Annotated in this window: 6 protein-coding genes and 3 pseudogenes; 4 read left to right on the plus strand and 5 right to left on the minus strand. The window is 36.6% G+C overall.

The window, feature by feature from the left end; genetic code table 11:
• Positions 1-60: 60 nt before the first annotated feature.
• From ACLKMH_RS16885 to ACLKMH_RS16905, 5 genes and pseudogenes are all read right to left on the minus strand, one after another.
• Positions 61-1,407 carry a glycogen debranching protein gene (locus ACLKMH_RS16885; protein WP_413699181.1) on the minus strand — a complete coding sequence of 449 codons (1,347 nt, stop codon included), beginning with the start codon at positions 1,405-1,407 and terminating at the stop codon, positions 61-63.
• Positions 1,377-2,108 (minus strand): hypothetical protein, encoded by a 732-nt coding sequence (locus ACLKMH_RS16890; protein WP_413702383.1) that lies wholly within the window; start codon positions 2,106-2,108, stop codon positions 1,377-1,379. Before ACLKMH_RS16890 ends, ACLKMH_RS16885 begins: the two co-directional genes overlap by 31 nt.
• A 55-nt stretch (positions 2,109-2,163) precedes the next feature.
• Positions 2,164-4,385: pseudogene (gene glgB / locus ACLKMH_RS16895) on the minus strand (1,4-alpha-glucan branching protein GlgB).
• A gap of 198 nt (positions 4,386-4,583) precedes the next feature.
• The gene (gene malQ / locus ACLKMH_RS16900) at positions 4,584-6,038 is read right to left on the minus strand and encodes a 4-alpha-glucanotransferase (RefSeq protein ID WP_413702384.1); all 1,455 of its coding nucleotides are present in this window, start codon (positions 6,036-6,038) and stop codon (positions 4,584-4,586) included.
• Complete coding sequence (locus ACLKMH_RS16905; protein ID WP_413699182.1) at positions 5,954-6,694, minus strand: hypothetical protein; 741 nt, start codon at positions 6,692-6,694, stop codon at positions 5,954-5,956. Before ACLKMH_RS16905 ends, malQ begins: the two co-directional genes overlap by 85 nt.
• Positions 6,695-7,180: 486 nt before the next feature.
• On the opposite strand from ACLKMH_RS16905, the gene ACLKMH_RS16910 reads away from it, so the two are divergent.
• The 4 genes and pseudogenes from ACLKMH_RS16910 to ACLKMH_RS16925 all read left to right on the plus strand — a co-directional run bounded on the left by ACLKMH_RS16910 (position 7,181) and on the right by ACLKMH_RS16925 (position 11,940).
• Positions 7,181-7,936 carry a D-hexose-6-phosphate mutarotase gene (locus ACLKMH_RS16910; protein WP_413699183.1) on the plus strand — a complete coding sequence of 252 codons (756 nt, stop codon included), beginning with the start codon at positions 7,181-7,183 and terminating at the stop codon, positions 7,934-7,936.
• Positions 7,937-8,348: 412 nt separating this feature from the next.
• Positions 8,349-9,344 (plus strand): annotated as a pseudogene (gene gap, locus ACLKMH_RS16915) (type I glyceraldehyde-3-phosphate dehydrogenase).
• A 541-nt stretch (positions 9,345-9,885) separates the two neighbouring features.
• Positions 9,886-11,314 (plus strand): annotated as a pseudogene (gene sbcB, locus ACLKMH_RS16920) (exodeoxyribonuclease I).
• A gap of 59 nt (positions 11,315-11,373) precedes the next feature.
• Complete coding sequence (locus tag ACLKMH_RS16925; RefSeq protein WP_413699184.1) at positions 11,374-11,940, plus strand: hypothetical protein; 567 nt, start codon at positions 11,374-11,376, stop codon at positions 11,938-11,940.
• The last annotated feature ends 123 nt before the right edge of the window (positions 11,941-12,063 follow it).

The following is a 12,063-nucleotide window of genomic DNA, read 5'->3' on the forward strand; positions in this document are numbered from 1 at the left end:
TTACAAGAGTACAAACAAATGTGAGATTATAAAGCCTCATTACGAGGCTTTATAAAAGTATTAAGCTTTCAAGCACTGTAATAACATTGAAGAGTAGCCATTTAATTGAACACTCTCTTGTAGGTTAAGTACTTTATTTGTTAACTCTCCAGTAGCGCAGGCAGTGTCGATTTTCACCTGCCAAGTAGAGCCTTTATCAAGTTTAGGTAATTGACAACCTATTTGGTAACTTGAGGCATTTAAAATTAAAAACCAATGCTCACCATTTGAACTTGCTTCATACAATTCAACGGCAATAGCCTGTGAATTATGCGCATGCCAATCTGCATTTTCCATCAAATGCCCATCGGGATGATACCACTTAACTAAATCAGAGTTTTCACAGCAATCTAAACAGTCGTCGCGAAGAGCAATATTACCAAATAAACGCGACTCATGACGAAGCTTAATAACCGCAGAAGTAAAAGCCAATAATTTTTTATTAGTTTCCGAAAGATCCCAATTAAGCCAAGTTAGTTTATTATCCTGGCAATAGGCATTATTATTTCCTGACTGATTGTGACCCATTTCATCACCTGAAAGGAAATGTGGGGTACCCTGAGATAAAAGTAAAGTAACGATTAAATTACGTTTTTGCTGTTGTCTTAGGGCATTAATCCGTACATTATCTGTCGGGCCTTCTACGCCATAATTGCCCGATAAGTTATTACCATGACCATCTCGGTTATTTTCTTCATTAGCAAGGTTGTGACGCTCTGCATAGGAGACAAGATCATCCATTGTAAAGCCATCATGGTAACAAATGTAGTTAACGCTGGTTGAATTAGAGCGATAGTGTTTTGCAAAGGTATCTCGAGAACCTAACAAACGTGTCGCAACATCGGCAACATGTCCGGTATCGCCACGCCAAAAAGATCTTATCGTATCTCTATATCGATCATTACATTCAAGCCAATCACTTGGAAATCCTCCTAAACGGTATCCGCCAGGACCAATATCCCAAGGTTCAGCAATCAGTTTGACTCGACTTAAAACAGGATCTTGCATAACCGCTTTAAAAAAGGCACTGCCTTCATTAAAACCATTTGGTTCCCTTGCTAAAGTAACAGCCAAATCAAATCGGAAACCATCCACCTGCATTTCAGTTACCCAATAACGCAATGAATCTAATGCTAACTTTAACGTCCAAGGTGAGTGTAAGTTGACAGTATTACCACAACCAGAATGATTACTATGTTGTCGGTAATTCAACGAATGATTAATATTGTCTCTTTCAAAGGTATAATAATGACGGTTATCAAACCCTTTTAAGCTCAAAATAGGCCCATCAATTCCTGATTCCGCAGTATGGTTATAAACAACATCAAGAATAACTTCTATGCCAGCTTGGTGTAATTGCTTGACCATGGTTTTGAACTCTTTAACCCCATCATATTGCGAATAGCGATACTCAGGTGCAAAAAGTTAATAGGGTTATATCCCCAGTAATTAGTTAAACCGAGTGATTTAAGTCTTGGCTCACTCATAAAACTAAAAACCGGCATAATTTGTAAACTGGTTATCCCCAGTTTTTTATAATGTGCAATACTTGCTGGGTCTGATAAACCAAGGTATTTTCCCTGTTTCGCTAATTCGATTTTATCATTTAAGCGACTGAAACCTTTTACATGAACCTCATACAAGATGCGGTCACTATCTGCGATTTGTGGTTTTTGCACACCTTCCCAATCAAAGGCATCATCCACAACAACAGATTTTACAATATGATGCCCTGCAGGGGTTATTTCAGTTCCTTCAAAGCTATGTTGTACTCGATTAAGCGCCTTAGCATAGGGATCAATTAATAAGTTATTTTCATCAAAAATCACTCCATGATTGACATTATTCTCACCGAAAACACGATAGCCATAAAGTTGCCCTGCTTTGACATTTTCGATAAAAATACTCCACAGATGGCCTTGTTTTACATCCAGTGGAAATTTTGCAATTTGATTTTCGCATTTATCAAATAAACAAAGTTCCACACGATAAGCGCCTAAACTGTATACCGAAAAATTACATCCCTTAGCATCTATTGTCGCACCAAGGGGTAAAAACTCCCCTTGGATGCATTAAAAGTGTGCTCGCTCTTTGCCGGTTTAAACTTATTATCAATCACTTAACTTACCTTTTCTTTTGTAAATAAACCGTTGATAATGGCGGTAAATTGATGCAAAAAGAATGTGGTTTCCCTTGCCATTCTTGATCAGTAGCAACAAATACGCCCATTTTATCACCCACAGAGAAATTACTACCCCAATAATATTCACTATCAGTGTTTAAAATAACTTCATAATCACCCGGTTCATCCACAGCAAGACGATATCTTTCGCGTGGAATGGGTGTAAAGTTAGATAAACAAATAATCTGCTTATCCTGTTTAGCACTTTTACGCATAAAAGAAAAGACACTATTTTCGCCATCACTATGATCTAACCACTCAAAACCATCGGTATCATAGTCAAGCTCATAGAAGGCTTCGTTATTCTTATAAATATGATTGAGGTCTTTTATCAGTTTTTGCTGACCTGCATGTTTTTTATATTCAAGCAGATCCCAATCTAAACTTCCGTCATGATTCCATTCACGTGACTGAGCGATTTCAGTACCCATGAAATTCAATTTTTTACCCGGATGAGCGTACATATATCCTGCATAGGCACGTAAATTAGCAGTCGCCTCGCCATTCATCACCAGGCATTTTATTAAGCATGCTTTTTTTACCATGAACGACTTCATCATGAGAAATCGGTAAAACAAAATTTTCATTATAGTGATAAACCATCGCAAAGGTCATCTCGTGATGATGATATTTACGATACATAGGATCTTGCTCGACATAACTTAATGTATCGTGCATCCACCCCATATTCCATTTGAATCCAAACCCTAAACCGCCATCAAAGGTTGGCTTAGAAACCCCTGCAAAGGCAGTTGATTCCTCTGCAATTGTCATCGCATGTGGATATTGTTTATAAACTTCTTCATTGAACCACTTAAGTAAACTGATTGACTCGTAATTATGATTTCCACCATCTACATTTGGTACCCACTCACCATCTTCACGAGAATAATCCCAATAAAGCATCGAAGCGACCGCATCTACACGTAAACCATCTACATGAAATTTATCAAGCCAAACAAGTGCACTGGCAACTAAGAATTGACGTACATTATCTCGGCCAAAATCATAGATATATGAGTTCCAATCAGGATGCCAACCACGGCGAGGATCTTCATATTCATACAATGGTGTACCATCAAATCTTGCTAAACCGTGTGGGTCTGATGGAAAATGAGCAGGAACCCAGTCAACGATAATACCAATACCAGCCTGATGCGCTTGATCGATGAAATATTTAAGATCATCTGCATCACCAAAACGACTAGTAGCAGACAAATAAGCCAACTGGTTGATATCCCCATGAACCATCGAAGGGAAATTCTGAGATAGGTAAAACTTCTAGATGTGTGTAACCCATTTCAACAAGGTATGGAATTAATTCCGCGGCTAACTCACGATAAGTTAGGGAGCGCTCCACACCCTCTTCAGTTTTGCGTTTCCACGAACCTAAATGCACTTCATAAATGCTCATAGCCGCAAAGCGTTTATCTCCAAGTTGCGAAGTTCGCCACTCATCATCATTCCATTGGTATTTATCATGATCAACAACAATTGATGAATGTGATGGGTATTGTTCCGCTTGGAAACCAACAGGATCAGCTTTATGTGGTAATCGATTTCCCAGACCATCTTTAAGCTCAAATTTATAAGCACAACCAGCTTTCAAATCAGGCACAAATAAAACCCAATGACCACACCAACTACGTTGCATGGGTTGACATTGACCATTCCAATGATTGTGTTCAGTGATCAAGCTGACACTAGAAGCATTAGGTGCGTAAACAATAAATCTCACACCACTCACATTAAGGTCGTGACAGGTAACCGTTTTAAGTTGTGCACCTAAAGTGTTATAAACATTTTGAGGCGCATGTGTCAGGGTTGATAAACCTTCAAAGGCAATATCGTGGAATTGATATGGGTCGATAAATCTGTGTTGCGCATCACGGTAATGAGCGTTTAACTCATAGGAAAACTTTTCTTGTAAAGTTGGTAATTCAAGTTCAAATAACCCAGCCTCATCTATTTTAACTAACTCAGCGATGGCTGTTTTACCATTCAATTCAAATAATTCTATTTTTAATGCATCGGGTACCCAAGCTCTTAACAGGTATCCACCCTTTTCCGATTTAATCAAACCTAAGCGTTCAAAGGGGTTATCTAAATTAGCACGCTTTAATAGGTTAATGAGAGAAGTGTGCCCAACCTTTAATGACTCCATTTTTTTGACAACATTCTGAAGACTGCTCTGAGATGCCTGCTTATTTGTTGCTTTTTGAGAAGCAACTTTATTTGTTGTTTTTTTATTCATAAGTTGATGGCCTAATAATTATTTAACGGTTTCATTTACGTGCGGCAGTTAAGTTATCTAATAAGTTTTGAATCTGTTCATTATTAAATAGTTGCTCAATATTTTGGCTTAATTTACGCGCCAATTACGGTATTCGTCACATGTACCAGGAACATTTACCGGATGTTCCATTTCTAAAAAATCTTCTAGCTGTAAACTTAACAGTGCAGGCTTTCCCTTGGCAAGGTGTGTCTGCAACGCGAAATTTAAAGTTTGATCCATCTCTGTTTGAGTCGCATCTCTGCTATAGGATTTAGGTAAACTACTGTGTCCATGCAAACTATTTAATATCTGTTGTTTACAGTACACCCTACTTTCTAATAAGCGATTTAATACCTCAGGATCTGGGTATAAACCAAGTTCCTTGCCAAGATATAAGTCATCACAATGCCAATAACCTTTAATCGTTGGCATATCGTGAGTTGAAAGCGTCGCCATTGCTTGGCCTTTATAATGTGCAGGCGAAACAAATCCTCCATCAGGAGCTTGTTCAAAAAAGAAGACTTTATAGGAATAAACACCCGCTTTTTCCAGCATCACATCGATACCTTCAGGTACTGTTCCTAAATCTTCTCCGATGACTAAACATTGATTGCGTTGACTTTCCAAAGCCAAAATATTCAATAAATCCTGTACAGGGTAATAAATATAAGCACCCGCTCCTGCATCATCATTATCTGGCACCCACCATAAACGTAAAAGCGCCATTACATGATCAATACGTAATGCCCCACAATGGCTCATATTAGCTTGTAATAACTCAATAAATGGGCGAAAAGCATCTTGATAAAGCTTGTCTGGAGACATAGGTGGTAGTCCCCAACTTTGACCGAGTGGGCCTAAAATATCCGGTGGTGCACCAACACTGATTTCTTCGCAATATAAATCATGGTTTGCCCATATTTCAGAGCTACTTTTACCAACACCAACGGCTAAATCACGATAAATACCTAATGTCATGCCTAATGATTTAGCCAGTTGATCGGCCTCTTCAAGTTGTAATTCCGTTACCCATTGACAGTAACACCAGAATAAAACTGTTTGTTTATTCTCTTCAATCCAGGTTTGGCATGTTTCGCTTTGGTAAGACTGGAAGTTTTTAGGCCAAACAGGCCATCCCCATAATGTTTCGTCTTCTTTTAAAAACTTAAATTGTAAAGCGTCATAAGCCGCTTGTTGAATTAATGATTCGCCTTTTAATGCAAGATATTCATTAAATTCTTTTAAACGTTGCTCATTTACTTTCTGTCCATTGTTTAAAACGGCAAATAAATCTTTTAGAACGGCGAGTTTTAGCTCTGTTACGCCTTCATAGTCAACCCATTGTGTATCTCGTAATAAATTGATTTGGTCTTTAAATTGTTGACTATTTATTTTCTCTTGCAGTGATTTATCAACTTTAAATTCCGCCACATTTGTTAAATCTGTATATAAAACATTTAACCATTTTCTAGATGAAGGACTGTAGGGGCTAGCATTATTAGGATGAGCAGGAGAAAGTGCATGAATAGGATTGAGGCCGATAAAATCTCCCCGTGTGCGGCGGTATTCTTAAGTAAAAACTTCAGATCTGTAAAATCACCGATTCCCCAATTGTGTTTACTTTTAACACAATATAGTTGCACACTTGTTCCCCAAATCTTTTTACCTCGTTCAATTTCCTGAGGTTTAAAACATGCATCTGGCGTGATAATGAAAGACATACTTGCTAATGGTTCATCATTTCCACGTTCATATACATTTAATTGATGATAACCAGTTGCTAATGCAACCTGCAATTCAATTTGATAACACTGGAATTCAATTTCTGAAATTTCATTAGTCGCAACAAGCGGAAAACCTGTCGCTGTGATAGTGCGTTTTATCTGTTGATTATCTTCAGTGGTAATTTCATATATTAAAGCATCATTTACAAAATCGATTGGTAAGCAGATATCAATCTGGTAGCTATCAGATTGTTGCATCACAGAAACAGGAGGTAGCATTGATAACCAATGTTGTTTTTCTTGCTCCTGGTAATATGTTTGTAGAGATTGTTCATCATTAGCGTCATAACCCATCTTATTAATAAGATTTTTTATGTGCGATTCAGAAACAACGGCAGGCTTTCCCCATGCATCGACAAAGTTTGGATCGATGCCTTTTAATTGCATAAACATATCTAGACTAGAACGTACCATAAAATACCTTTTATATTATTAACATGCTGTTTAGAGTCTGATCATCTTAGCGGTTTAAATTTTATTGCAAAAGTAAACTTGAAAGATCAATAGACGCTAGCAGTGCTAGATTATTGAATAATTCATTACAAAGCATTTATAACATACTTTGATGCACAGTAAATTCATTATCCATGTAAAACGTGACAACCTGCCAAGTACCATAAAATTATGGTTATTTAATGATATACAACAGCCTTTTTTATAAAGGCTAGAGAATATTCAATATATTCACTTTCATAAAAGCGCACTTCATAATAGAGTATTCTGATATCAATTTATGTCTCTTTCTTTTTATAGGTAAATATATGATCTCACACCTTCCTTTAAACTTAACTAAACCATTATCTGATTCCGTTAGCCTACAAGTGGATAATAATGGTTGCGAATTTTTAATTATCGAGCACCCAAAATTTAGTGCGCGCTTTCGCCTTGCATGGCGCACACTTGATCCATTTCCAGTTAACAGAACAGGCACCTATTATTTGGCTTAGTAAAAAAGCCATTTTTGATAATAAAAGCCCTATTCGAGGTGGTGTTCCTATTTGTTGGCCATGGTTTGGCCCTGCTGATAAAACGATGGGAGATAATTTGCCTTCACATGGTTTTGCTCGTATCAATAAATGGTCGTTGAATAACTTAACAGAATCACAAGAAGGCATCACACTTGAATTTACCTTTAGCAGTAACGAAGAAACCTTAAAGATATGGCCATTTGAATTTGAGCTAACATTAAAAGCAACGCTTTCTGACACCTTAAAACTTGAACTCATTACCGAAAATAAAGGTGACGTTGCATTTAACTACCGAGGGGCACTACATAGTTACTTTAATATCAGTGCGCCTGAAAATATTAAGGTAACTGGACTAAATAAAGAATATTACAATTCACTGAAAAACAAGCAATTAGAAGTAGGTGATACAACATTATTATTTGATCAACCTATTGACTCAATTTACAAAAAAGCAGAACAACAGATCAATCTTGAAGATGTGAGCCTACAGCGCACCTTACAAGTTTGTGATGAAGGTAATAACTCAGAAGTACTTTGGACACCCTGGGAACCAGGTTCAATAGCATTTGTTGATTTACCCGATGATGCATATAAAACAATGCTATGTATAGAATCGGCAATAACGGGTACTGAAGGGCAACAGGTAAAGGCAGGCGAAAAACATATTTTAAGCACACACATCAAATAACCATTTCGTTATTTAATTACACCCCTAATACAGCAAGGCGTGACTTAGGTTACGCTTTGTTTTTTCAAAAAACCGCTAAATACCTTCATAATTTCGTAATATTTCTGATCTATAAATTACATATGTAATACAAGATTACCAAAAAAACATGTAAAAAGAGACAATTGTCAGTATTAATGGGGTTTTACTTTCTTTTCTGTGGAATTGCACTTAATATAGTGGCGTTATTTAATTACAGAGTCATTTGGTTAAAAAAACATCTAAATGATAGTAGAAATTTTGTAAATTTGTAATTTTATTAGTTATTTGTAGTTTTCAGAGTGAATTACTTGACCAATATCAAGTCTCAGCTCTTTTTGATATCTATAATAACGACAAGTTTTAAAATCAAACCATCCAAAAGGATCTAAACATGACAATTAAAATCGGTATCAACGGCTTCGGTCGTATCGGACGTTTCGTATTTCGTGCAGCCTTGTGAACGTGCAGATGTAGAAGTTGTTGCAATCAATGACTTAATCGACGTAGATTACATGGCATACATGCTGAAATACGACTCAACACACGGTCGTTTCAACGGTACTGTTGAAGTTAAAGACGGTAACCTAATCGTGAACGGTACTACTGTACGTGTTACTGCTGAACGTAACCCTGCTGACCTTAAATGGGATGAAGCTGGTGTTGACGTAGTTGCTGAAGCAACTGGTCTTTTCCTAACTGACGAAACAGCTCGTAAGCACATCACCGCTGGCGCTAAAAAAGTTGTTTTAACTGGTCCTTCTGGTGACGTTCCAATGTTCGTTAACGGTGTTAACTTTGCTGATTACGCTGGTCAAGATATCGTTTCTAACGCTTCTTGTACTACTAACTGTTTAGCACCAATGGCTAAAGTTCTTAACGACAAATGGGGCATTGAATCAGGTCTAATGACAACTGTTCATGCAACTACTGCAACTCAAAAAACTGTTGACGGTCCTTCTGCTAAAGATTGGCGTGGTGGTCGTGGTGCTTCTCAAAACATCATCCCATCTTCAACTGGTGCGGCTAAAGCAGTAGGTAAAGTAATTCCTGCTCTTAACGGTCTTCTAACTGGTATGGCTTTCCGTGTACCAACTGCTAACGTTTCTGTTGTTGACTTAACTGTTAACCTTAAAACAGTCGCAACTTACGAAGAAATCTGTGCAGAAATGAAACGTGCTTCAGAAAATGAAATGGCTGGTGTATTAGGTTACACTGACGAAGCTGTTGTTTCTCAAGACTTCATCGGCGAAACTCAAACTTCTGTATTCGACAGCAGTCTGCTGGCCTATCTCTAACTGACAAATTCGTTAAAGTTGTATCTTGGTACGATAACGAAATCGGTTACTCAAACAAAGTATTAGACCTAGTATCTCTTATCTCTAAATAAGAAAAACTAAGTTAAAAATTGTTTGCAAGCCTATACTTCGGTATGGGCTTTTTTGTGTCCAAATTTCGTGAAAACGAAATCTAGCGTTATTAACCAGCAAACAAAGTATTAGACCTAGTATCTCTTATCTCTAAATAAGATTTAATAAGTCAATTTTGTTTATAAGCCTACGTTTTGACGTGGGCTTTTTTGTGTCCAAATTTCGTGAAAACGAAATCTAGCGTTATTAACCAGCAAACAAAGTATTAGACCTAGTATCTCTTATCTCTAAATAAGATTTAATAAGTCAATTTTGTTTATAAGCCTACGTTTTGACGTGGGCTTTTTTGTGTCCAAATTTCGTAAAACGCAATCAAACATTACCCCAGCAAACAAAATACTTAGCTTGGTATATGCACTATCACTATGAAAGATTTAAAAGCATTAAAAATAATATTATTCTAATTTAACCTCTTTGTTTTAAAAGACATGTCTAGCTTTTCAGACAATTACTCGCCACAATACCTAGCTATAAATTAAAAAATAAAAATTGGTATTCAAAATGCAATCAGTTCCAGTAACATTCTATTTTCACGACTACGAAACCTTCGGACTAAACCCGGGAGCAGATCGCCCTTCTCAGTTTGCAGGCATTCGTACTGACTTAGACTTAAACGCCTGTTTCTGAGCCTAATGAATGGTTCTGTCGTATTCCTAGTGATTATTTACCAGATCCACTTGCATGTTTGATAACAGGAATAACACCACAACAAACGCTACAACATGGTATCCCTGAAAATGAATTTATTAACAATATTAATCAGCAGTTTAGTCAACCTAATACCTGTGTTGTTGGATATAACAACATACGTTTCGATGATGAAGTAACACGTTTTACCTTATATCGAAATTTTTTAGACCCTTACCAAAGAGAATGGAAAAATGGTTGCTCTCGATGGGATATTATCGACCTAGTACGAGCCTGTTACGCGTTACGACCAGAGGGGATAAATTGGCCAGTGGATGAGAATGATGTGCCTTCTTTTCGTCTGGAATTATTAACGTTAGAAAACAAACTCGCACATGACCAAGCGCATGATGCGATGTCAGACGTTTATGCAACCATTGCTATCGCAAAATTAATTAAACAGAAACAACCCAAATTATTTGACTACTGCTTTAATTTACGACAAAAAGATAAAGTGCTTAACGCATTAAAAATGGGTTCCTTTGCACCAATCGTTCACGTGTCAGGTATGTTTCCTGCCCTTCAGGGTTGCATATCCTACGTATTGCCGATAGCTGAACATCCTAGTAATAAAAATGCAGTCATTGTGGTTGACCTAAATAAAGACTTAAGCGCATTGTCAACGCTAACGGCAGAACAAATTCATCAATATTTATATACACCTAATATTGATCTTCCTGAAGGTATTATACGACCTGCGATTAAATTAATTCATATTAATAAATGCCCTATTGTCGCGCCAGCTAAAACCTTATCTGAACAACGAGCAGATGAACTCGGCATCGATAGGGCACAATGTAGAGCATCTTTAAACTTTTTAAAAACACAACCTGAACTCGCACAGAAATTAAAAGACGTTTTTTCAATAGAACGTGAATTTGATAAAAAACAAGCACCTGAAGAAATGTTATACACAGGTGGATTTTTTTCAAACCACGATAAACAACTTATCAACCAAGTAACGCAAACTAGCCTATCTGATTTAAGTAAGCTTGACCTTCCCTTTGAGGACTCAAGGTTAACTAAGTTGCTTTGGCATTACCGTGCACGTAATGGAGAACAGTTGTTAAATATGGATGAGCAAGAAAAATGGCAAAGAGAATGCAAAATGTATTTATTAGAACATCAGCAGGCTTATGTTGAAAAATTGGACGCACTTGCCTTAGAACACCAAAATAATGAAGAAAATATCGATTTGCTCAAGAAACTGCATCATTATTTAAATTACTTAAGCTATAAATAATGATTTATTTAATGTAATATTGGCTGGATTATTTTTTCTATTACAAGATTGGAGGGTAAATGAAGACATCGGCACTTTTAAACATTTGTTTTATTAGTTTACTCTCAACTTCACTTACTTGTAATGCAAACCAAGAAAACGATAAATTAAACCTTGTGTTTGTGCAAAATAATATCCAAAACGAGACTGACCTAATTAGTCTTGATGCTGTATATCAAATTCCAAGTAAAACTTATCACTATCTCGATAATATTTTTACAACATTTTATAAAAAGATAACCTTTAATACCGAAATTGCCCAAAGTACATTTCAAAGTAATGCGCATTACGAATTAATAGCAATCCCACTTATTGCCGAAAATGAAAAAGGTTTAAAATTCGAATTATTTGGTAACTTTACCAATCCAGTTAACGTTCGTTTAAGTAATCTATCAACCGATCAAACCTTATCAACCTATTATTCAAATACTGAACAGTTAGACCTATACCAAAGTGAACTCTCTCTGGGTGCAGGTTTTAGCTTTAAAGCCGGTAAAGAAAGTAAAATTAAATTGCTTATTTCCAATAACGACATGCCTGGTTATGGTAAAAGTAGGGCTTTAGTTGGTTTTGAAACAAGCTTTTAGATATTAATAATAGACTATGTTTTACCCCTATCTCAAACAAATTAATAACCTCCCTATTTTATGACTCATACATTAGCCAGTAATATAAAAATAGTCTAAGAGCAAAGTTAGCAGTAATGGTTA

The sequence above is a fragment of the Psychromonas sp. KJ10-10 genome, from assembly GCF_047323245.1.
Lineage (GTDB): Bacteria > Pseudomonadota > Gammaproteobacteria > Enterobacterales > Psychromonadaceae > Psychromonas.

Bases quoted from the DNA above. Each gene is read 5' to 3' on its own strand.
- ACLKMH_RS16885 (WP_413699181.1), bottom strand. From the start codon at position 1,407: ATGGTCAAGCAATTACACCAAGCTGGCATAGAAGTTATTCTTGATGTT.
- ACLKMH_RS16925 (WP_413699184.1), top strand. From the start codon at position 11,374: ATGAAGACATCGGCACTTTTAAACATTTGTTTTATTAGTTTACTCTCA.
- ACLKMH_RS16905 (WP_413699182.1), bottom strand. From the start codon at position 6,694: ATGGTACGTTCTAGTCTAGATATGTTTATGCAATTAAAAGGCATCGAT.